Here is a 20,924-nt window from a genome sequence, read left to right as displayed (position 1 = left end):
CGGTTATGAGCACTCTTGAGCCCGAGCGCGGGGCAGGTACCGGAACCCTCGTGGAGCCGACGCCGCAGGTGTCGAACGGCGACGGCGACCACGAGCGCTACGCCCATTACGTCCAGAAGGACAAGATCATGGCGAGCGCCCTGGAGGGCACTCCCGTGGTCGCACTGTGCGGCAAGGTCTGGGTACCGGGGCGCGACCCCAAGAAGTACCCGGTCTGCCCGATGTGCAAGGAGATCTACGAGTCCATGGGCGCCGGCGGCGACAAGGGCAAGGGCGGCAAGGACAAGAAGTAGGGGCCACCGGTACGGCCCACAGCTGAACGCCCGGGAGACCCCCGGGGCACGCTTCCGCGTGCCCCGGGGGTCTTTCGCATGCCGTTGCACGGGGTGCTCCGCCGGATCACGGAGTGGTGCAGAGGTGGTGCAGACCACTTGTGGCCGTCCAGGTCCGGACCTACTCTCCTGGCTGTTGTGCAGAACGAAATGTGCGTTGCACATTCTGCAACGCTGACCGGTAGGGGTTCCGGATGAAGTTCTCTGCCCGAATCGCCGCCCCGGCCGCGGCGCTCGCCTGGCGGGCCTCACCGCCACCGCCTGCGCGCCGCAGACCTCCGCACCGGAGCCAAGGGCGACGAGAAGACCGGCGCACTGCGTGTCTGGCTGTTCCAGGAGGTCGGCAACAAGCCGAAGGAGAAGGTGGTCGGCACCGCGGTCGCCGCCTTCAGGAAGGCCCACGAGGGCGCGAATGCCGAGATCGAGTACATCCCGGTCGAGACCCGCGCCCAGCGCGTCAAGGCCGCCTTCAACATGATCTAGTGCCGCGTCAGCCAAGGTTCGCCCCGTCGCGACGCCATGCACGCACTCTCGCCACACCGGCCGGAAGCCCGAGTACGTCCAGTACGAGGGCTTCCGGCCGGCACGCCGAGAGCACGCACCTGACGCCGCTCCTCACCGGGCAAACCTTGGCTGACGCGGCACTGGATGTGGTCGGCGTGCTCCTTGCGCGGGTAGTGCGCGGAGACGCCTTTGAGGGAGCCGGCCAGGGCGGGATCATGGCAGCCTCCACGGTGATGACCGTGCCCGTGCTGGTCTTCTTCGTACTCGTACAGCGACGCCTGGTCTCCGGACTCGGCGGAGCGGTTAAGGACTGACGTCATGGCCATGGAACTGATCCCGGCGCCCCTGCGCGCCGACGACCGGGGGCGCCGCGGATTCGTCCTCGACGCGTCCACCACCATCGCGGCGGCCCCCGGCACCGAGACCACCGAACGCTGGCTGCGCACCACCCTGGGCGCCGCCTTCGGCCTGCCCCTCGCCCCCGGCCCCGAGGGCGCCCCGCGCGCCATCGTGCTGCGCACCGACGCCACCCTGCCCCCCGAGGGCTACCGGCTGGCCACCACGCCCGACGAGGGCGTCCTCATCACCGGCGGCAGCCCCGCCGGGGTGTTCTGGGGCGCCCAGACCCTGCGCCAGCTGCTGGGCCCCGAGGCGTTCCGCCGGGCGCCCGTGGGCGGGGCCGCCGTCCACGGCTTCGGGTCCACCGACATCGAGGACGCGCCCCGCTTCGGCTGGCGCGGCCTGATGCTCGACGTGGCACGGCACTTCCTGCCCAAGGACGACGTCCTGCGCTACCTCGACCTGCTCGCCGCCCACAAGCTGAACGTCTTCCACTTCCACCTCAGCGACGACCAGGGCTGGCGCGTCGAGATCAAGCGCCACCCCCGCCTCACCGAGGCCGGCGCCTGGCGCCCGCGTACGAAGTACGGGCACCGGGCCTCCGAACTGTGGGACGAGACCCCGCACGGCGGCTACTACACCCAGGACGACATCCGCGAGATCGTCGCCTACGCCGCCGCCCGGCACATCCGGGTCGTCCCCGAGATCGACATCCCCGGCCACTCGCAGGCCGCCATCAGCGCCTACCCGGAGCTCGGCAACACCGACGTCGTCGACACCTCGGCGCTCGGCGTCTGGGACGACTGGGGCATCACACCGAACGTCCTGGCACCCGCCGACCACGTCCTGCGGTTCTACGAGGGCGTCTTCGAGGAGCTCCTCGAACTCTTCCCGCCGGAGACCTCGCCGTTCGTCCACGTCGGCGGCGACGAGTGCCCCAAGGACCAGTGGAGGCAGTCGCCCGCCGCGCAGGCCCGCATCAAGGAACTCGGCCTGGCGGACGAGGACGAGCTCCAGTCCTGGTTCATCCGCCACTTCGACACCTGGCTCACCGAGCGCGGCCGCCGCCTCATCGGCTGGGACGAGATCCTGGAGGGCGGCCTCGCACCCGGCGCCGCCGTCTCCTCCTGGCGCGGCTACGCGGGCGGCATCGCGGCCGCCGAGGCCGGGCACGACGTCGTCATGTGCCCGGAGCAGCAGGTCTATCTGGACCACCGTCAGCACGGCGGCCCCGACGAGCCGATGCCCATCGGATACGTCCGCACCCTGGAGGACGTCTACCGCTTCGAACCCGTGCCGCCGTCCCTGAGCGAGGAGGCGGCCCGGCACGTCCTCGGCACCCAGGCCAACGCCTGGTCCGAGGTCATGCAGAACCGGGCCCGCGTCGACTACCAGGTCTTCCCCCGCCTCGCCGCCTTCGCCGAGGTCGCCTGGTCGGCCCTGCCCGCCCCGGACGAACGGGACTTCGCCGGATTCGAGCGCCGGATGACCGCCCACTACGCCCGGCTCGACGCCCTCGGCGTCGGCTACCGGCCGCCGTCCGGACCGCTGCCCTGGCAGAAGCGCCCCGGCATCCTCGGACGCCCGATCGAGGGAACACCCCCGAACGTGTGAGCCCGGCCCCGACCCGCTCTCCCGCCACCACGGCCCCTGCGACCGTGGTGGCGGCGGCCGTTCGAAGGGGGCGGCCCCGGTAACGGAGAAAGCCGTACGGAGATGCGTAAGACCGGCAAAGGGTGCTCACCGCCGAACCGGCGCGAAAACGGGACCATTACCCTGGCCGTGGACGGATACACCCTTCGCGGACCTGCGCGTCGGGCCGGTCCGAAGATGTGCCAGAGTTGCCACGTCCGGGCTTCGAGCACGTACCGTACGGCGAAACAGGCGGGAGCGCCGGGACACGGGAAGGGGCAGCTGGGTTGACCACGCACGCACCGCAGGCGACGCAGTCCGTGACGCTGCCTGCCTCGCTGGACGAGGCGGTGGCGGCACTCGGCGCCATGCCGGCCGCCGTCCCCGTGGCAGGCGGCACGGACCTGATGTCGGCCGTCAACAAGGGGCTCCTGCGCCCCTCCGGTCTGGTCGGACTCGGCCGGATCAGCGAGCTGCGCGGCTGGCACTACCAGGACGGGCACGCCCTGCTGGGCGCCGGCCTGACCCACGCCCGCATGGGGCGGCCCGACTTCGCCGCCCTGATCCCCGCGCTCGCCGCCTCCGCCCGCGCCGCGGGCCCCCCGCAGATCCGCAATGCCGGCACGCTCGGCGGCAACATCGCGACCGCCGCCCCGACCGGGGACGCGCTGCCGGTGCTCGCCGCCCTGGAGGCCGAGCTCGTCATCGCCGGACCCGGCGGAGCCCGCCGCGAGATCCCCGTCTCCCACCTGCTGGCCGGCCGCGAGATGCTGGAGCCCGCCGAGCTGATCGGCTTCGTCCGGGTGCCCCTGCTGCACGCCCCGCAGGTGTTCCTCAAGGCCACCGGCCGCACCGGACCCGGCCGCGCCACCGCCTCCGTCGCGATCGTCCTCGACCCGGCCAGGCGCGGAGTGCGCTGCGCGGTCGGCGCCATCGCGCCGATGCCGCTGCGCCCGCTGGAGGCGGAGCACTGGATCGCCTCGCTGATCGACTGGGACGGGGCGCGCGGCCTCGCGCCCGACGCGCTGGCCGCCTTCGGCGAGTACGTCGCGGCCGCCTGCGTCCCGGACCCCGGACCATCCGCCGACGGGGGAGAGGCGCCACCGCCGTCCCCCGCCGTACTGCACCTGCGGCGCACCGTCGCCGCGCTCGCCCGACGCGCGCTGGGGAGGGCACTGTCGTGAGCAAGGAGAACCCCGCCGAGCAGCACGGGGGCTGGCAGCCGACCCCGCAGGGCGACTACGACGGCGACGCGACGGCCTTCGTCCAGTTGCCGCCGGAGGACCTGGCGGACATCCCGCTGGCCGCGCCCGGCCACGGCTACACCCCGCCGATGATCCTGCCGCTGACCCCGGTCGCCGGCCTCGACCCGGCGGCCACCGGCAACTGGACCGTCCGGACCCCCGACCAGCAGCCCGCGCCCGACGCGGTGCACTGGCCCGACCCGAACCAGCAGTCCGGCTACGGCTACCCGCACCCCGAGGCCGAGCAGCAGGCCGGCTCGTACCAGGAGCCGTACGGCACGGACCCGGCCGCCACGGCCCAGTGGCCGGTGGACACCTCGTCCTGGCCGGCCCCGGCCGCCGCGCTCTCGGACGACTCCGGCGAGCTGTACACCCCGCCCCCCGTCGCCGACTGGTACGCGGACCGCCCGGCCACGCTGCCGGGCGGCGCCCCGGCGCCCTGGGCGGTGCCGGACGCGGCCGAGGCCGCGGAGCCGGAGGCGGGTGGGCCCGCCGATGTCCCGGCCGACGCGGGGGCCGGCGTCTCGGCCGATGGGCTGTCAGGCGTCCCGGCCGATGGAACGGTGGGCGTCACGGCCGACGCCCTGGCCGCAGGCCCGGCTGACACGCCCGCCGGCGCCCCTGCCGAGAGCGCTCCCGAGGTGGCGGAGCCCGCCGACGGCGAGCGGCCCGCCCCTGGCCCGGAGGCGGAGGACGTCCCGGCGGCGCCCGGCGCCGAGCCGGCCCCCGAGCCCGTGTGGGCGGCTCCCGACCTGGCGGGCCAGGACGAGGAGCCCGTCGCGGACGCGGGCGCCGAGGCCGACGCGGACCACGGCACAGCGGCGCCCCCGGCGCCCGACGCACCGGAGGGGCCCTCGCTGCCCAGCGAGCACCCCGCCGCCTCGTACACGCTGCGCGTCAACGGCGTCGACCGGCCCGTCACGGACGCCTGGATCGGCGAGTCCCTGCTCTATGTGCTGCGCGAACGCCTCGGCCTCGCCGGCGCCAAGGACGGCTGCTCGCAGGGCGAGTGCGGGGCGTGCAACGTCCAGGTGGACGGCCGGCTCGTCGCCTCCTGCCTGGTCCCCGCCGCCACGACCGCCGGCAGCGAGGTCCGTACGGTTGAGGGCCTGGCCGTCGACGGTGAACCGTCCGACGTGCAGCGGGCGCTGGCCGACTGCGGCGCCGTCCAGTGCGGCTTCTGCATCCCCGGCATGGCGATGACCGTCCACGACCTCCTGGAGGGCAACCACCGCCCCAGCGAGCTGGAGACCCGCCGCGCGCTGTGCGGCAACCTCTGCCGCTGCTCCGGCTACCGGGGCGTCCTGGACGCGGTCAACGAGGTCATCGCGGCCCGCGAGGCCGCCGAGGAGACCGGGACCGACGAGCCGGAGGAGCCCCGCATCCCGCACCAGGCGGCGCCGGGCGCCGGTAGTGTGCAGGCCCACCAGCAGGACGGAGGCATGGCGTGAGCAACGACGCGGCCGGCGCCACCCCCACGACGATCAGCATCCCGTCGCCGGCCGGCCCGGGCGGACCCGAGGCCGAGCAGCCGCGGCTCGGCATCGGCGCCTCGCTGCCGCCGGCCGACGCCCGCGCCAAGACCGAGGGCACCTTCCCGTACGCCGCCGACCTGTGGGCCGAGGGCCTGCTCTGGGCGGCCGTCCTGCGCTCCCCGCACGCACACGCCCGCATCGTCTCCATCGACACCTCGGGCGCCGTCGAGATGCCCGGGGTGCGCGCGGTCGTCACCCACGAGGACGTCCCGGGCGAGGCCCTGTACGGCCGCAAGGTCGTGGACCGCCCCGTCTTCGCCTCCGACCTGGTCCGCCACCACGGCGAACCGATCGCCGCCGTCGCCGCCGACCACCCCGACACCGCCCGGCTCGCCGCCGCCGCGATCGCCGTCGAGTACGAGGTGCTGGACCCGGTCACCGACCCGGAGAAGGCGTTCGAGGCCGAGCCCCTGCACCCCGACGGCAACCTCATCCGCCACATCCCGCTGCGCTACGGCGACCCGGAGGCGGCCGGCGAGGTCGTCGTGGACGGGCTCTACCGCATCGGACGCCAGGACCCCGCCCCGATCGGCGCGGAGGCCGGGCTCGCCGTGCCCCGCCCGGACGGCGGCGTCGAGCTGTACACCGCGTCCACGGACCCGCACACCGACCGCGACCTGGCCGCCGCCTGCTTCGGCCTCGAACCGGAGCGGGTCAAGGTCGTCGTCACCGGCGTGCCCGGCGCGACCGGCGACCGCGAGGACCCCGCCTTCCAGCTGCCGCTGGGCCTGCTCGCCCTGCGCACCGGCTGCCCGGTCAAGCTGGCCGCCACCCGCGAGGAGTCCTTCCTCGGCCACGCCCACCGCCACCCCACCCTGCTGCGCTACCGCCACCACGCGGACGCGGAGGGGCGCCTGGTCAAGGTGGAGGCCCAGATCCTGCTGGACGCCGGCGCCTACGCGGACGCCTCCTCGGAGTCCCTGGCCGCCGCGGTCGCCTTCGCCTGCGGCCCGTACGTCGTCCCGCACGCCTTCATCGAGGGCTGGGCCGTCCGTACGAACAACCCCCCCTCCGGCCATGTCCGGGGCGAGGGCGCGATGCAGGTCTGCGCCGCCTACGAGGGCCAGATGGACAAGCTGGCCGCGAAGCTGGGGATCGACCCGGCCGAGCTGCGCATGCGCAACGTGCTGGCCACCGGCGACATCCTGCCGACCGGGCAGACCGTGACCTGCCCCGCGCCCGTCGCCGAACTGCTCACCGCCGTCCGCGACCACCCGCTGCCCGCCCTGCCCAAGGACGCCCCGGAGGACGACTGGCTGCTGCCGGGCGGACCCGAGGGCGCGGGCGAACCGGGCGCGGTGCGGCGCGGCGTCGGGTACGCGCTGGGCATGGTGCACATGCTGGGCGCGGAGGGCGCCGACGAGGTGTCCACGGCCACGGTCCGGGTCCACGACTCGGTCGCCACCGTCATCTGCGCGGCCGTCGAGACGGGCCAGGGCTTCTCCACGCTGGCCCGGCAGGTCGTCCAGGAGACCCTGGGCGTCGAGGAGGTGCACGTCGCCTCCGTCGACACCGACCAGCCCCCGGCCGGCGCGGCCACGCACGGCCGCCACACCTGGGTCTCCGCCGGAGCGGTCGAACGCGCCGCGAAGATGGTCCGCACCCAGCTCCTCCAGCCCCTGGCGCACAAGTTCGGGATGTCCACGGAGCTGCTCCAGATCGCGGACGGCAAGATCACCTCGTACGACGGGGTGCTCTCCACGACCGTGTCGGAGGCGCTGGACGGCAAGGAGCTGTGGGCCACCGCCCAGTGCCGCCCGCACCCCACCGAGCCGCTGGACGAGTCCGGGCAGGGCGACGCCTTCGTGGGCATGGCCTTCTGCGCGGTCCGCGCGGTGGTGGACGTCGACATCGAGCTGGGCTCGGTCCGGGTGGTCGAGATGGCCGTCGCCCAGGACGTCGGCCGCGTCCTCAACCCGTCCCAGCTGGCGACCCGTATCGAGGCGGGCGTCACCCAGGGCATCGGCGCCGCCCTCACCGAGAACCTCCGCACCGCCCGCGGCCTGGTCCGCCACCCGGACCTCACCGGCTACGCCCTGCCGACCTCGCTGGACGTCCCGGAGATCCGCATCGTGAAGCTGGTCGAGGAGCGGGACGTCCTCGCCCCGTTCGGCGCGAAGCCCGCCTCGGCGGTCCCGGTCGTGACCTCCCCGGCCGCGGTGGCCGCCGCGGTCCGCGCGGCGACCGGCCGCCCGGTCAACCGCCTCCCGATCCGCCCGCAGGCAGCGGTGGCGGCGCCGAAGGGCTGACGCGCCCCGCACACGGAAACCGCCCGCCCCTCGGCCCGAGGGGCGGGCAGTTCGTTCGTGGAGACCGTGACCGGATTCGAACCGGTGTAACTCGAGTTGCAGTCGAGCCCCTGAGCCTCTCGGGCACACGGTCCTGCGTGGTGTCGCTGGACCGACCGTAGGCCCGGCCGCACGGGCCGCTCAAGGGTTCCGGTGACCGTGCAACACGACTGCCATACGCCGTTCACGTCCGGCTCGGGGGGCGTAGGACCAACGGCCGAGGGCAGGGCCGACCACCGACAGGGTTCATCAGGCGTTTCGCCCCTTACCCTTGGCTCATGACCGCCCTGGAACCGCGCGACGCCGACGTCCCGCGCCTCATCGAAGACGTCGACACCCCCGCCCCGGCGGGGCCCGTGCTGCCCGAGGGCATTCTCGGGCGGACGTACCGGGCGCTCAGTATCGGCATCGTCTCCGTCGTGTTCCTCATCGCCTTCGAGGCCACCGCCGTGGGGACCGCGATGCCGGTCGCCGCGCGTGAGCTGCACGGCATCCCGCTGTACGCGTACGCGTTCTCGGCGTACTTCACCACCAGCCTCTTCGCCATGGTGCTGTCCGGGCAGTGGGCCGACCGGCGCGGCCCGCTCGCCCCGCTGGCCACCGGGATCAGCGCGTTCGCGGCGGGGCTCCTGCTGTCCGGGACCGCGGGCTCCATGTGGATGTTCATCGCGGGCCGCGCCGTCCAGGGGCTCGGCGGCGGGCTGGTGATCGTCGCGCTGTACGTGGTGATCAGCCGCGCCTATCCGGAGCGCCTGCGGCCGGCGATCCTGGCAGCGTTCGCCGCGAGCTGGGTGATCCCCTCGGTCGTCGGGCCGCTCGCCGCCGGAAGCGTCACCGAGCACCTGGGCTGGCGCTGGGTCTTCATCGGCATCCCGGTCCTGATCGTCTTCCCGCTCGCCCTCGCGCTGCCCGAGATCCGGCGCATGGCGTCCGGGCCGGCGGACCCGGCGGCCCCGGTGGAGGCGTACGACCGCCGGCGCATCGCGCTCGCGCTGGGCATCTCGCTGGGCGCCGGGCTGCTCCAGTACGCCGGCCAGGAGCGGAACTGGCTCTCGCTGCTGCCGGCCGCCGCCGGGGCCGCGCTGCTCGTCCCCGCGATCCGGGGCCTGCTGCCCCACGGCACGTGGCGCGCGGCGCGCGGGCTGCCCGCGGTGGTGCTGCTGCGCGGGGTCGCGGCCGGGTCCTTCATCGCCGCCGAATCGTTCGTCCCGCTGATGCTGGTCACCCAGCGCGGCATGTCCCCGACCCTGGCGGGCCTCTCCCTGGCGGCGGGCGGCGGCACCTGGGCGCTGGGCTCGTACGTGCAGTCCCGGCCCCGCCTGGAACCGCACCGCGAGCCCCTGATGGTCGGCGCCATGGTCCTGGTCGCCCTGTCCATCGCGGCGGCCCCGGCCGTCCTGATCGCCTCCGTGCCGGTCTGGACCGTGGCGGTCGCCTGGGCGTTCGGCTGCTTCGGCATGGGCGTGGTGATCGCCTCCACCAGCGTGCTGCTCCTGAAGCTGTCCGCCCCCGAGGAGGCCGGTGCCAACTCGGCCGCCCTCCAGATCTCCGACGGCCTCTCCAACGTCCTCCTGCTGGCCGCGGGCGGCGCCGCGTTCGCCGCCCTGGGCGGCGGCACGATGGACGCCACGGAGACGGCCGCCACCTCCTCCCATCCGGCGGCCTTCGCGGTCGTCTTCTTCCCGATGGCAGTGGTCGCCCTGGCGGGAGCGTGGGTGGCGGGGCGGGTGCGGGAACGGTGAGTGGTACCAGTCTGGCCCCACCCGCCCGTTCTTCGACGGCAGCAAACGCACCGCCTGGCTGTCCGGTGTCACCTTCCTCGCCATGTACGGGGCCGACCTCCGGCCCGACATCGACGCGGCGGAACGCCTGGTCATCGCGGTCGCGACGGGCGAGACGGACGACGTGAAGGCCATCGCCCAGGGGCTGGGCGACCTGGTGACCGCCCCTGTGTGAGAGCCGTCGCACTTACGTGTGCGGTGGCGCGGAACACGGCGGTGCGGGGCACTCGCCCCGGTAGGGTGGCCCGGTTGTCGTATCGCGTGCGGTGCCGGTCCGGCCCGTGCGGACAGCACCCACGTACCCGAGAGACCCGAACCGGAGACCGTGACTACTACCGCCTCCCACCACCTCTCACCCGCCTTCCCCGGCCGCGCCCCCTGGGGCACGGCCGGAAAGCTGCGAGCCTGGCAGCAGGGCGCCATGGAGAAGTACATCCAGGAGCAGCCGCGCGACTTCCTCGCCGTCGCCACCCCCGGCGCCGGGAAGACCACCTTCGCGCTGACCCTCGCGTCCTGGCTGCTGCACCACCACGTCGTGCAGCAGGTCACCGTCGTCGCGCCCACCGAGCACCTGAAGAAGCAGTGGGCCGAGGCGGCCGCCCGGATAGGGATCAAGCTCGACCCCGACTACAGCGCCGGGCCGCTGAGCAAGGAGTACCACGGGGTCGCCGTCACCTACGCGGGCGTCGGCGTCCGCCCGATGCTGCACCGCAACCGCTGCGAGCAGCGCAAGACCCTGGTCATCCTCGACGAGATCCACCACGCCGGTGACTCCAAGTCCTGGGGCGAGGCGTGCCAGGAGGCGTTCGACCCCGCGACCCGGCGGCTCGCCCTCACCGGGACGCCCTTCCGGTCGGACACCAACCCGATCCCGTTCGTCGTGTACGAGGAGGGCAACGACGGCATCCGGCGCTCCTCCGCCGACTACACCTACGGCTACGGCAACGCCCTGGCCGACGGTGTCGTGCGCCCCGTGATCTTCCTCAGCTACAGCGGCAACATGCGCTGGCGCACCAAGGCGGGCGACGAGATCGCGGCCCGGCTCGGCGAGCCGATGACCAAGGACGCCATCGGGCAGGCGTGGCGTACCGCCCTGTCGCCCACCGGCGACTGGATCCCCAACGTGCTGAGCGCCGCCGACAAGCGCCTCACCGAGGTCCGCAAGGGCATCCCGGACGCGGGCGGGCTCGTCATCGCCACGGACCAGGAGTCGGCGCGCGCGTACGCCAAGATCCTGAAGAAGGTCACCGGCGAGTCGGCCACCGTCGTGCTCTCCGACGAGAAGGCCGCCTCGAAGAAGATCGACAAGTTCAGCCAGGACGACTCGCGCTGGATGGTCGCCGTCCGCATGGTGTCCGAGGGCGTCGACGTGCCGCGCCTGGCCGTCGGGGTGTACGCGACCACCATCTCGACCCCCCTCTTCTTCGCCCAGGCCGTCGGCCGCTTCGTACGCTCCCGCAGGCGCGGCGAGACCGCCTCCGTCTTCGTGCCCACCATCCCGATGCTCCTCGACTTCGCCAACGAGATGGAGGTCGAGCGGGACCACGTCCTCGACAAGCCCAAGAAGGGCAGCGACGAGGAGAACCCGTTCGCCGAGGAGGACAAGCTCCTCGCCGACGCGGAGAAGCTGGAGGACGAGGAGACCGAGGAGCAACTGCCCTTCGAGGCCCTGGAGTCCGACGCGGTCTTCGACCGGGTGCTCTACGACGGCGCCGAGTTCGGCATGCAGGCGCACCCCGGCAGCGAGGAGGAGCAGGACTACCTCGGCATCCCCGGGCTCCTCGAACCCGACCAGGTCCAGTTGCTGCTCCAGAAGCGGCAGACCCGGCAGATCGCGCACAGCCGGCAGAAGCCCGCGTCCGAGGCCGACCTCCTGGAAAAGCCCGCCCAGGACCGCCCGGTCGTCACGCACAAGCAACTCCTCGGCCTGCGCAAGCAGTTGAACACCATGGTCTCCGCCTACACCCACCAGAGCGGCAAGCCGCACGGCGTCATCCACACCGAGCTGCGCCGGGTCTGCGGCGGACCGCCGAGCGCGGAGGCCACCGCCGGGCAGATCGAACAGCGGATCAAGAAGGTCCAGGAGTGGGCCACCCGCATGCGGTGACCCGCGCACGAAGCGCACCAGGCCCCGGAACCCTCGCGACAGGGTCCCGGGGCCTTGTCGTGAGGCTCGCGGAGCCCTGTCGAACAAGGAATCGGCCGAAAAAATTTTCACGGTGAGTTAACCGTGGTTCACATCCGGTCTACGGAGCGTCGCGGGAGAGTCGGCCGACCTGGACGCGCGTAGATGCGCGATGAACGGTCCGCGCGCCGCTGACCGGCACTTATGCTCGTACGGCGCAACCGGGTTTTTGAGGGAGACCGGATTCTGGACGAGGGCTTCCGCTCAGCGGACTCCCTCGCTACTGTCCCAAAAATGTGAACGCCCCGTGGCAATGTGGCCGCGGAGCGCAGCCGGTGCCTTGGCCAGGCCGGCGGCCTCTCCGTGCGTCGCCCCGGGACCGGTGGCGCACATCCCACGGGACAGCCGCGGCCGCTCACCACGGAGGAGAGGGCGTCGTGACCGCGGAGACCTCCCAGACGCTCGACAGAGGACTGCGTGTCCTCAAACTGCTCGCCGACACCGACCACGGCCTGACGGTCACCGAGCTGTCCAACAAGCTCGGCGTCAACCGCACCGTGGTCTACCGTCTGCTCGCCACGCTGGAGCAACACGCCCTGATCCGCCGCGACTTGGGCGGCCGGGCACGGGTGGGTCTCGGCGTCCTGCGCCTGGGCCGCCAGGTCCACCCCCTCGTCCGCGAGGCGGCGCTTCCGGCGCTGCGCTCGCTGGCCGAGGACATCGGGGCCACCGCCCACCTCACCCTGGTCGACGGCTCCGACGCGCTGGCGGTCGCGGTGGTCGAACCGACCTGGACCGACTACCACGTCGCCTACCGGGCGGGCTTCCGCCACCCGCTGGACCGGGGAGCCGCCGGCCGGGCGATCCTCGCCGCCCGCCAGAAGCCGGTGGGCGAGACCGCGTTCACCCTCACCCACGGCGAACTGGAGGCGGGCGCGAGCGGTGCGGCGGCGGCGCTCATGGGCGTCACGGGGGTGGAGGGCAGCGTCGGCGTCGTCATGCTGGCGGACTCCGTCCCGGAACGCGTGGGACCCCGGGTGGTGGACGCGGCCCGCGAGGTCGCCGACGCGTTGCGCTGAGCATTTCAGCCCGTCCGGCGTTTGAGGACGGAACCGGCTCGCCGGGGGAGCGGCGCCCCTGGCGGGCCGGGGCGCCGGACGGCCGCACGTTAGATTGGGCCGGTGTCCAGACAACGCCTCGCCCTAGCCGCCCTCCCCGTCGTCGCCCTCCTCGGCACAGCCGCCTTCGCGCCGCTGCCGTTCACGCTGGCGCAGCCCGGGACGACCGCGGACGTGCTCGGGGAGGACCACGGCACCCCGGTGATCAGCATCGAGGGCGCGCCCACCCGGCCCACCGAGGGCGAGCTGCGGATGACGACGATCGTGGCGACGGGCCCGAAGGCGGACGTCGGCATCGGGGACGTCGTGGACAGCTGGTTCCGGACGGACCGGGCCGTGCTGCCCCGCGACTCCGTCTACCCGACCGGCGGCTCCGAGAAGGAGATCGAGAAGCACAACCTGGACGACATGGCGAAGTCCCAGGACGACGCCGTCGACGCCGCGCTGAACTACCTGGGCCGCAAGCCCGGCTCGGTGGACGTCACCCTGCACCTGGCGGACATCGGCGGCCCCAGCGCCGGACTCTTCTTCGCGCTCGGCATCGTGGACAAGCTGGACGGCGACGGCTCGGGCGGCGACCTCACCGGCGGCCGCACCGTCGCGGGCACGGGCACGATCGACGCGGACGGCACGGTCGGCGCGGTCGGCGGGGTCTCGCTCAAGACGCAGGCGGCCCGGCGGGACGGGGCGACCGTCTTCCTCGTACCGAAGGCGGAGTGCTCGGAGGCGAAGTCCGAGCTGCCGAAGGGGCTGCGGCTGATCCCGGTCACGACGCTGAAGAGCGCGGTGAACTCGTTGCGGGCCCTGGATCACGGCGGCGAGATCCCCGGCTGCTGACCGGGAACGGCGCCCGACGGCTCACCCCTTCTTGATGAACCCCTCCTCGATCAGCCAGTCCTTCGCCACGTCGTGCGGGTCCTGGCCCTCGACGTCCACCTTGGCGTTCAGCACCTGGGCGACTTCCGTGTTCAGCCGCTTGCTGAGCGGATCGAGGAGGCCGGCGATCTCCGGGTACTTCTCCAGCGTCGGGGTGTGCACCACGGGCGCCGCGTTGTAGTTGGGGAAGAAGTGCTTGTCGTCCTCCAGCACCTCCAGGTTCATCGCCTTGATGCGCCCGTCCGTGGTGAAGACCTCGCCGAGCAGGCAGGAGTCGGACTTGGAGACCTGGGTGTAGATGATGCCCGCGTCCATCTTCTTGATGTTGGACGCCGGCAGGGACATTCCGTACGCCTTCTCCATGCCGGGCAGCCCGTCGTCGCGCGAGGCGAACTCGTTCTCGACGCAGACCGTCACCGCCGACGGGTTCTTCTTCGCCAGGGCGGCGACGTCGGAGAGCGTCTTCAGGTGGTACTTGGCGTTGTTCTTGGCGCTGATGGCCAGCGCGTACGTGTTGTTGAGGGTGGACGGGCGCAGCCAGGTCACCCCGTTCTTCAGGTCCGCGTCGCGCACCGCCTTCCACTGCTCCATCGGGTCGGCGATCGGCTTCGCGTGCCCGAGGTACGTGATCCAGCCGGTGCCCGTGTACTCGTACTCGGCGTCCGCGTCGCCCTGGATGACCGCCTCGCGGGCGCTGATCGAGCTCGGCAGGTTCGTCCGGTCCAGGACCTCCGCCCCGGCCGCCTTGAAGATCAGCCCGATCATCTGGCCCAGGACGATGTTCTCGCTGAAGTTCTTCGAGGTGACGGTCAGCGACGCACCGTCCAGCGGCTGCCCCTGCCCGACCGACCCGGGCACCACGTCGTCCACCATCGGCGACCCGCTCTTCAGCCCGCACCCGGCCAGCACCAGGGACAGCGCGGCCCCTGCCGCCAGAGCCCCACGCATCCGCGTCCTCATCGCCCCACCTCCAGGCCGCGCGGGGTCAGCGCCACCTCGGCCAGCGAGGCCAGCCAGTCCACCAGGAGCGCCAGCACCACCGTCAGGACCGAGCCGAGCACCAGGACCGGCATGCGCTGGGTCTGGATGCCCGAGGTGATCAGGTCGCCCAGCCCGCCGCCGCCCCCGAAGGTCGCCAGGGTCGCCGTGCCCACGTTCAGCACGAGCGCGGTCCGCACCCCGGCCAGGATCAGCGGTACGGCGAGGGGGAGTTCGACCTTGGTCAGGGTGCCCATCGCCGACATGCCGATGCCGCGCGCCGCCTCGACCATGTTCGGCTCGATCGCCTTGAGACCCGCGACCGTGTTGGATAGCACCGGCAGCACCGCGTAGATCACCATGCCGGTGATGGCGGTGGACGGGCCGATGCCGAGCCAGATCACCAGCAGCGCCAGCAGACCGATCGCCGGGGTCGCCTGCCCGATGTTGGCGATCGCCGTCACCACGGGCGCCGCCTTGGTCAGGCCCCGCCGGGTCAGCGCGATGCCCAGCGGAATGGCGATGATCAGCACCCAGAACGTGGAGATCGCGGTCAGCCTCACATGCTGCCACCAGCGCACTTCGACCGTGTCCCCGGCGATCGAGTTCTCCGCGATCGAGTCCAGGTCCACGTTCTCGATCCACACGTACGTGAGGACCAGCACGACGGCCAGGACCGCCGGGAGCACCACCAGCTTGCGCCAGGTGATCCGGCGCGCCGGTTTCGCCGGCTGCGGGACGGGCTCGGCCTCCTCCTCGTCGCGGAAGGCGTGCCCCTTCACGTCGTGCTCGCCCGGCGGCCGTTCGCGGCCCGGCGCGCGGGAGGAGCCGGACGGGGAGTCGGGGGTCATGCGCCCGCACCGCCCTCCAGCTCCTCGGCGGTCTGGTGGACCCGCAGCTCCTCCAGGTCGTGCTGGTGCTCGATGGCGGTGAGCCGGTCCGCCTCCAGGAGCTCGTGCACCGAGTTCATCAGGGTGTGCATGTCCACGACCCCGGTGAACTCGCCGCGCCGGCCGGTCACCGCGACCCGCCCGCCGCTGTCGGTGAGCACCGCCTCCAGCGCGTCGTGCAGGGTCGCGTCCCGGGTCACCGTGTCGTGGACCAGCTGCCCGGCGCGCGCCAGGGAGCCCCGGGCCCGCATCAGGTCGCCGCGCCGCAGCCACTTGTAGGGGCGGCCCCGGCGGTCCAGCATCAGCAGCTCGTTGTGCGAGCCGCTGCGCAGCTTGTTGAAGATCGACTGGAGCGGGTCGTCCACCGTCACGGTCGGGAAGTCGGCGATCTCCACCTCCCGGACCCGGGTCAGGTTGAGCCGCTTCAGCGCCGCGCCCGCGCCGACGAAACCGGAGACGAAGTCGTCCGTCGGGTTGGTGAGGATGGCCTCCGGGGTGTCGAACTGCGCGATGTGCGAGCGCTCGCGCAGCACCGCGATCCGGTCACCCAGCTTGATCGCCTCGTCGAAGTCGTGGGTGACGAAGACGATCGTCTTGTGCAGCTCGTGCTGGAGCCGGATCAGCTCGTCCTGGAGGTGGTCGCGGGTGATCGGGTCGACCGCGCCGAACGGCTCGTCCATCAGCAGCACCGGCGGGTCGGCGGCCAGCGCCCGGGCCACGCCCACGCGTTGCTGCTGCCCGCCGGAGAGGGCGCGCGGATAGCGGCCGTGGAACTCGCGCGGGTCGAGCCCGACCAGGTCCAGCATCTCCTCGACCCGGTCCTTCACCCGGGACTTGGACCAGCCCACCATCTTCGGCACCAGGGCGATGTTCTCGGCGACCGTCATGTGCGGGAAGAGCCCGGAGGACTGGATGGCGTACCCGATCTTCCGGCGCAGTTTCACCGGGTCGATGTCGGTGACGTCCTCGTCGTCGATCCGGATCCGGCCCGAGGTGGGCTCGATCAGCCGGTTGATCATCTTCAGCGTGGTGGACTTGCCGCAGCCGGAGGGGCCCACGAAGATCACGGTCTCGCCGGCCTTGATCTCCATGGAGACGTTCTCCACGGCGGGGTTCGGGTTGCCCGGATAGCGCTTGGACAGGTTCTCCAGCTGGATGGCGGCGCCGGAGGTGGCCGCCGGCTCCGGCACGGTCTCGGTCGCGGTCTCAGACACGGATCCCCCTGGGGATGGTGAGCCGGCCCAGCAGGACGTACGCGGCGTCGAAGAGCAGGGCGAGGATGACGATGCCGAGCGTGCCCGCGAGCACCTGGTTGATCGCGTTGGCGCTGCCCAGCGAGGCGATGCCCCGGAAGATCTCGTTGCCGAGGCCGGGGCCGGAGGCGTACGCGGCGATGGCGGCGATCCCCATCAGCATCTGCGTGGAGACCCGGATGCCGGTCAGGATCGGCGGCCAGGCCAGCGGCAGCTCCACCTTGAGCAGCCGCGCGGTCCGCGACATCCCGATGCCCTTCGCCGCGTCCACCAGGGCCGGGTCGACGCCGCGCAGACCCACGATCGCGTTGCGAACGACGGGGAGCAGCCCGTACAGCGTCAGCGTGATCACCGTGGGCGCGACGCCCAGGCCGACCAGCGGAATGAGCAGACCGATGGCGGCCAGGGACGGGATGGTGAGCACGGTCGCCGTCGAGGTGATCGCCACCGAGGAGCCCCAGCCGCTGCGATAGCTGACGACGCCGATCAGGACACCGAGCGCGGTGGCGATGACCATGCACTGGAAGACCGCGCTGACGTGCTGGAAGGCGTCGGTGAGCAACTGCTGATGACGGTTGGCCACGTACTCCCAGAAGCTCATCCGTCCTCCTCGGCTCAGTCGGTGTCCCGCGCCGCCTGTTCCACGAGCGGGATGACGCGCAGCGGTACGGCGTTCTCCATGACGATGGCCGTGGAGGCCCGGACGATGCCATCAAAGCCGACAACCCGGTCGATCACCCGCTGGAGATCCGCGTTGGACCGGGCCACGAGCCGGCACAGCATGTCCCCGTGCCCGGTGGTGGTGTGCAGTTCCAGGACCTCCGGTACGCCGCTCAAGTGCGCCCGTACGTCGGCGCCTTGGCCCTGTTTGATCTCCAGCGTCGCGAACGCGGTGACTGGATAGCCGAGGGCCGCCGGATCGACGTCCGGACCGAAACCGCGGATGACGCCATTGGACTGAAGGCGGTCCAGGCGCGCCTGCACCGTCCCGCGTGCCACGCCCAGCCTGCGCGACGCCTCCAGGACGCCGATCCTGGGTTCACGCGCGAGCAGCACGATGAGCCGCCCGTCGAGTCGGTCGATCGCCATGCGGGCCTCCGGGGCGGTGTGATGGGCACCATGTACAGATAGTCCGGCCATCATGGCGAACCGCTGTACAGATTGACCAGTGATTACGGGAACTGTTGCGCACCTTGCGGAGTGGCGGGAACCTCTGGGCATGACAGAGACGATGCACAGCACCCCTGAGACGTCCCGGCAGGCCGACCCCTTCCCCGTCAAGGGGATGGACGCCGTCGTCTTCGCCGTGGGCAACGCCAAGCAGGCCGCGCACTACTACTCGACCGCCTTCGGCATGAAGCTGGTGGCCTACTCCGGCCCCGAGACCGGCAGCCGCGAGACCGCCAGCTACGTGCTGACCAGCGGCTCCGCCCGCTTCGTCCTCACCTCCGTCGTGAAGGCGTCCACCGACTGGGGCCACTTCCTGGAGGACCACGTCGCCGCGCACGGCGACGGCGTGATCGACCTCGCCATCGAGGTCCCGGACGCCCGCGCGGCGTACGCCTACGCCGTCGAGCACGGCGCCACCGGCATCGAGGAGCCGTACGAGACGAAGGACGAGCACGGCACCGTCGTGCGCGCCGCCATCGCCACGTACGGCAAGACCCGCCACACGCTGGTCGAGCGCTCCGGCTACGACGGCCCGTACCTGCCGGGCTACGTCGCCGCCACCCCGATCGTCGAGCCGCCGGCCAAGCGTTTCTTCCAGGCCATCGACCACTGCGTCGGCAACGTCGAGCTCGGCCGGATGAACGAGTGGGTCGCGTTCTACAACAAGGTCATGGGCTTCACGAACATGAAGGAGTTCGTGGGCGACGACATCGCCACCGAGTACTCCGCGCTCATGTCCAAGGTCGTCGCCGACGGCACGCTCAAGGTCAAGTTCCCGATCAACGAGCCGGCCATCGCGAAGAAGAAGTCGCAGATCGACGAGTACCTGGAGTTCTACGGCGCCGCCGGTGTCCAGCACATGGCGCTCGCCACCAACGACATCGTCGCCTCGGTGAAGGCGATGCGCGCCGCCGGTGTGCAGTTCCTGGACACCCCGGACTCGTACTACGACACGCTCGGCGAGTGGGCCGGCGAGACCCGGGTGCCGGTCGAGACCCTGCGCGAGCTGAAGATCCTCGTGGACCGCGACGAGGACGGCTACCTGCTGCAGATCTTCACCAAGCCGGTCCAGGACCGCCCGACCGTCTTCTTCGAGATGATCGAGCGCCACGGCTCCATGGGCTTCGGCAAGGGCAACTTCAAGGCCCTGTTCGAGGCGATCGAGCGCGAGCAGGAGAAGCGCGGCAACCTCTGACGCGGGGCATGAGCAAGGGGCGGGCCGCTTTCCGGCCCGCCCCTCCTCCTTGTACGTCAGTGAACGGCCGCCGCCGGTGCCGGTGACGGCTGTACGGGGGCCTGCGCGACGGCCGCCGCAGGTGCCTGCGGGGCCGGGGGCTCCGGGGCCGGGGGCGGCTGCATGTCCGCCGGGCCGCCCGCCGGAGGCTCGCCCAGGCTGTCCAGCGCCTCCCGGGCCAGCGGCGCGTCCAGCGGCGAGAACTTCGGGTTGGTCCGCAGCGCCCCCTCCAACTGGCGGCGCGCCGAACCGTAATCGCCCAGCGCGCGCTGCACCATGCCCAGGTGGTACGCGTACGAGGCGTTCTGCCCGCCCGAGTCCACCGCCCGCTGCGCGTACTCCAGCGCCCCCTCCGAGTCGCCCGACCGGTGCAGCGCCCAGCCCAGCGCGTCCGCGACCGCCGGGCTGCGGTGCCCCCGCTCCCACTCCGCCCGCAGCAGCCCCACCGCCGCGTCCGCGTCGCCGTGCGCGGCCTCGAAGCGGCCCAGCGGCAGCGACTCGTCCACGCCACGCGCCCTGCCCCGGTCCAGGGCCGCCCGCAGCTTCTCGTACTGGCCCACCGAGTCGCCGTCGAGCCCCAGCGACTCGTACAGCTCACCCAGCTCAAGGAGGTAGGCCGGGCGCGGCGACTTCGCCAGGGCGGCCTGGTAGTCCCGCACGGCCTCGTCGCTGCGCCCGAGGGCCGCCAGCGCCCGCGCCCGCCCGGCCAGCGACGGGTGGTGGCCCTTCTCGACCCGCAGCGCCGCCCCGTACTGCGCCACGGCCTCCTTCGGCTCGCCCCGCTCCCAGGCCAGGTCGCCCAGCCTGGCCAGGCAGGCGGCCTTCTCGGCCGGCGTCCTCGCCCGGTTCGCCGCGTCCTGGGCCGTGGCCAGTGCGTCCTCGCGCCAGCCCCGGTCGCGGTACATCTCGGCGGCCCGGCCCAGTGCCGGGACCCCGGCCCGCAGCTCGGTGAACCGCTCCACCGCCGTGATCGCCGACTTCTGGTCGCCCAGGCCGTTGTAGGCGTCGATCAGCTGCGGGTAGACCGTCCACTCCTTCGGCCGCCGCGCCCGGACCGTCTCCCCCCACTTCTTGGCGGTCACGAAGTCGCGGCGGGCGTTGGCCAGGGAGGCGAGGCCCACCCAGGCGGCGGTGTTGCCGCTCTCGCCGGGACGCACTTCCAGCGACCGCTTCAGCGCCTGCTCGGCCCGGGTGTAGTACGCGGGGTCGGCGGCCCGCCGTCCCGCCTCCACGTACGCCGACCCCAGCACCGCCCAGGAGTCCGCGTCCGAGGGGTGCGTGCCCACCCACTTCTGCCGGTCCCCGATGAGCGCCGTCAGATCGGCGAGCGCGGCGGGGGAGCCGGCGGCCGTCGCGCTCATCGCCCGCGAGACCGGGCCGGACGCGGGCGGTGCCGCGTCCTTGTCGTCGTCGGGCACCGCGACCACCGCGCCCGTCACCAGGACCGCGCCCGCCACGATGCCGAAGGCGGCCCGGCGCAGCGTCGTACGCATCGTGGGGAGCGGCGGCTCGGCCAGGGACGCGGGGTCCGGCGGGGACGCGTCCGGGGCGGGCCAGTCGGTGTCGAAGGAGTACTCGGGCCCGGAGGCCCCCGGGGGCTGCTGAGGCGTGAGATCCATGCCGCT

Annotated in this window: 16 protein-coding genes, 1 tRNA gene and 4 pseudogenes; 13 read left to right on the top strand and 8 right to left on the bottom strand. The window is 72.7% G+C overall.

Translation table 11 applies throughout. From position 1 onward, the window contains the following. Window positions 1-5 precede the first annotated feature (5 nt). Both ACLQ2N_RS10165 and ACLQ2N_RS10160 read left to right on the top strand, forming a co-directional pair. Window positions 6-293: a DUF3039 domain-containing protein gene (locus ACLQ2N_RS10165; protein ID WP_026171211.1), complete on the top strand. Its 288-nt coding sequence runs from the start codon at window positions 6-8 to the stop codon at window positions 291-293. Window positions 294-526: 233 nt separating this feature from the next. Continuing rightward, a pseudogene (locus ACLQ2N_RS10160) lies at window positions 527-806 on the top strand (ABC transporter substrate-binding protein); the annotation flags it as partial. Window positions 807-979: 173 nt separating this feature from the next. Here ACLQ2N_RS10160 and ACLQ2N_RS10155 read toward each other — a convergent pair. Then, window positions 980-1,045 (bottom strand): annotated as a pseudogene (locus ACLQ2N_RS10155) (IS200/IS605 family transposase); the annotation flags it as partial. Between ACLQ2N_RS10155 and ACLQ2N_RS10150 the strand changes: the two are divergent. The 5 genes and pseudogenes from ACLQ2N_RS10150 to ACLQ2N_RS10130 all read left to right on the top strand — a co-directional run. Further along, a pseudogene (locus ACLQ2N_RS10150) lies at window positions 1,043-1,150 on the top strand (carbohydrate ABC transporter permease); the annotation flags it as partial. The pseudogenes ACLQ2N_RS10155 and ACLQ2N_RS10150 overlap by 3 nt on opposite strands. Window positions 1,151-1,154: 4 nt before the next feature. Beyond that, the gene (locus ACLQ2N_RS10145) at window positions 1,155-2,789 is read left to right on the top strand and encodes a beta-N-acetylhexosaminidase (RefSeq protein WP_425811204.1); all 1,635 of its coding nucleotides are present in this window, start codon (window positions 1,155-1,157) and stop codon (window positions 2,787-2,789) included. Window positions 2,790-3,094: 305 nt separating this feature from the next. Beyond that, window positions 3,095-3,991 (top strand): FAD binding domain-containing protein, encoded by an 897-nt coding sequence (locus ACLQ2N_RS10140; protein ID WP_425811202.1) that lies wholly within the window; start codon window positions 3,095-3,097, stop codon window positions 3,989-3,991. Then, on the top strand, window positions 3,988-5,502 hold the full coding sequence (locus ACLQ2N_RS10135; protein WP_425811200.1) for a 2Fe-2S iron-sulfur cluster-binding protein: 1,515 nt from the start codon (window positions 3,988-3,990) through the stop codon (window positions 5,500-5,502). The genes ACLQ2N_RS10140 and ACLQ2N_RS10135 overlap by 4 nt, the downstream gene beginning before the upstream one ends. Continuing rightward, a complete protein-coding gene (locus ACLQ2N_RS10130) occupies window positions 5,499-7,835 on the top strand; it encodes a xanthine dehydrogenase family protein molybdopterin-binding subunit (protein ID WP_425811198.1) in 2,337 nt (778 codons plus the stop codon). The genes ACLQ2N_RS10135 and ACLQ2N_RS10130 overlap by 4 nt, the downstream gene beginning before the upstream one ends. A gap of 58 nt (window positions 7,836-7,893) precedes the next feature. Here ACLQ2N_RS10130 and ACLQ2N_RS10125 read toward each other — a convergent pair. After that, a tRNA-Cys gene (locus ACLQ2N_RS10125) sits at window positions 7,894-7,968 on the bottom strand. Window positions 7,969-8,152: 184 nt separating this feature from the next. On the opposite strand from ACLQ2N_RS10125, the gene ACLQ2N_RS10120 reads away from it, so the two are divergent. The 5 genes and pseudogenes from ACLQ2N_RS10120 (at window position 8,153) to ACLQ2N_RS10100 (ending at window position 13,735) form a co-directional block, all read left to right on the top strand. Beyond that, window positions 8,153-9,616 (top strand): MFS transporter, encoded by a 1,464-nt coding sequence (locus tag ACLQ2N_RS10120; RefSeq protein ID WP_425811196.1) that lies wholly within the window; start codon window positions 8,153-8,155, stop codon window positions 9,614-9,616. A gap of 25 nt (window positions 9,617-9,641) precedes the next feature. Beyond that, window positions 9,642-9,830, top strand: a pseudogene (locus tag ACLQ2N_RS10115) (type II toxin-antitoxin system death-on-curing family toxin); the annotation flags it as partial. A 150-nt stretch (window positions 9,831-9,980) separates the two neighbouring features. Next, window positions 9,981-11,762 (top strand): DEAD/DEAH box helicase, encoded by a 1,782-nt coding sequence (locus ACLQ2N_RS10110; RefSeq protein WP_425811194.1) that lies wholly within the window; start codon window positions 9,981-9,983, stop codon window positions 11,760-11,762. A 455-nt stretch (window positions 11,763-12,217) separates the two neighbouring features. Then, complete coding sequence (locus tag ACLQ2N_RS10105) at window positions 12,218-12,859, top strand: IclR family transcriptional regulator (RefSeq protein WP_018100771.1); 642 nt, start codon at window positions 12,218-12,220, stop codon at window positions 12,857-12,859. 102 nt (window positions 12,860-12,961) lie between these two features. Further along, a complete protein-coding gene (locus ACLQ2N_RS10100; RefSeq protein WP_425811192.1) occupies window positions 12,962-13,735 on the top strand; it encodes a S16 family serine protease in 774 nt (257 codons plus the stop codon). 21 nt (window positions 13,736-13,756) lie between these two features. Here the strand turns inward: ACLQ2N_RS10100 and ACLQ2N_RS10095 are convergent, their stop codons facing one another. Genes ACLQ2N_RS10095 through ACLQ2N_RS10075 form a run of 5 tightly spaced genes read right to left on the bottom strand, consistent with a single transcriptional unit; the run spans window position 13,757 to window position 17,984 of the window. After that, window positions 13,757-14,722, bottom strand: coding sequence for a glycine betaine ABC transporter substrate-binding protein (locus ACLQ2N_RS10095; protein WP_425811190.1), 966 nt, complete (start codon window positions 14,720-14,722; stop codon window positions 13,757-13,759). An 8-nt stretch (window positions 14,723-14,730) separates the two neighbouring features. Continuing rightward, on the bottom strand, window positions 14,731-15,603 hold the full coding sequence (locus ACLQ2N_RS10090; RefSeq protein ID WP_425811188.1) for an ABC transporter permease: 873 nt from the start codon (window positions 15,601-15,603) through the stop codon (window positions 14,731-14,733). Then, window positions 15,600-16,856, bottom strand: coding sequence for a betaine/proline/choline family ABC transporter ATP-binding protein (locus ACLQ2N_RS10085; RefSeq protein ID WP_425811186.1), 1,257 nt, complete (start codon window positions 16,854-16,856; stop codon window positions 15,600-15,602). Before ACLQ2N_RS10085 ends, ACLQ2N_RS10090 begins: the two co-directional genes overlap by 4 nt. Next, window positions 16,849-17,496 (bottom strand): ABC transporter permease, encoded by a 648-nt coding sequence (locus ACLQ2N_RS10080; RefSeq protein WP_330312193.1) that lies wholly within the window; start codon window positions 17,494-17,496, stop codon window positions 16,849-16,851. The genes ACLQ2N_RS10085 and ACLQ2N_RS10080 overlap by 8 nt, the downstream gene beginning before the upstream one ends. Window positions 17,497-17,510: 14 nt before the next feature. Next, window positions 17,511-17,984 (bottom strand): Lrp/AsnC family transcriptional regulator, encoded by a 474-nt coding sequence (locus ACLQ2N_RS10075; RefSeq protein WP_018517925.1) that lies wholly within the window; start codon window positions 17,982-17,984, stop codon window positions 17,511-17,513. Window positions 17,985-18,114: 130 nt separating this feature from the next. On the opposite strand from ACLQ2N_RS10075, the gene hppD reads away from it, so the two are divergent. Continuing rightward, window positions 18,115-19,260, top strand: coding sequence for a 4-hydroxyphenylpyruvate dioxygenase (gene hppD / locus ACLQ2N_RS10070; RefSeq protein ID WP_425811183.1), 1,146 nt, complete (start codon window positions 18,115-18,117; stop codon window positions 19,258-19,260). A gap of 56 nt (window positions 19,261-19,316) precedes the next feature. On the opposite strand, the gene ACLQ2N_RS10065 is transcribed toward hppD, so the two are convergent. Beyond that, window positions 19,317-20,918 carry a tetratricopeptide repeat protein gene (locus ACLQ2N_RS10065; RefSeq protein WP_425811181.1) on the bottom strand — a complete coding sequence of 534 codons (1,602 nt, stop codon included), beginning with the start codon at window positions 20,916-20,918 and terminating at the stop codon, window positions 19,317-19,319. Between the last annotated feature and the right edge of the window lie 6 nt (window positions 20,919-20,924).

Origin of the sequence: Streptomyces sp. DT224 (assembly GCF_049844595.1) — a bacterium.
In the GTDB taxonomy this organism is placed as follows: Bacteria; Actinomycetota; Actinomycetes; order Streptomycetales; family Streptomycetaceae; genus Streptomyces.
Note: the sequence above shows the minus strand (reverse complement) of the source record. Positions and strands in the feature narration are given on the sequence as shown.

Coding starts and splice junctions, on each gene's coding strand:
- ACLQ2N_RS10090 (WP_425811188.1), bottom strand. CDS start 15,603: ATGACCCCCGACTCCCCGTCCGGCTCCTCCCGCGCGCCGGGCCGCGAA.
- ACLQ2N_RS10080 (WP_330312193.1), bottom strand. CDS start 17,496: ATGAGCTTCTGGGAGTACGTGGCCAACCGTCATCAGCAGTTGCTCACC.
- hppD (WP_425811183.1), top strand. CDS start 18,115: ATGACAGAGACGATGCACAGCACCCCTGAGACGTCCCGGCAGGCCGAC.
- ACLQ2N_RS10165 (WP_026171211.1), top strand. CDS start 6: ATGAGCACTCTTGAGCCCGAGCGCGGGGCAGGTACCGGAACCCTCGTG.
- ACLQ2N_RS10065 (WP_425811181.1), bottom strand. CDS start 20,918: ATGGATCTCACGCCTCAGCAGCCCCCGGGGGCCTCCGGGCCCGAGTAC.
- ACLQ2N_RS10095 (WP_425811190.1), bottom strand. CDS start 14,722: ATGCGTGGGGCTCTGGCGGCAGGGGCCGCGCTGTCCCTGGTGCTGGCC.
- ACLQ2N_RS10145 (WP_425811204.1), top strand. CDS start 1,155: ATGGCCATGGAACTGATCCCGGCGCCCCTGCGCGCCGACGACCGGGGG.
- ACLQ2N_RS10120 (WP_425811196.1), top strand. CDS start 8,153: ATGACCGCCCTGGAACCGCGCGACGCCGACGTCCCGCGCCTCATCGAA.
- ACLQ2N_RS10075 (WP_018517925.1), bottom strand. CDS start 17,984: ATGGCGATCGACCGACTCGACGGGCGGCTCATCGTGCTGCTCGCGCGT.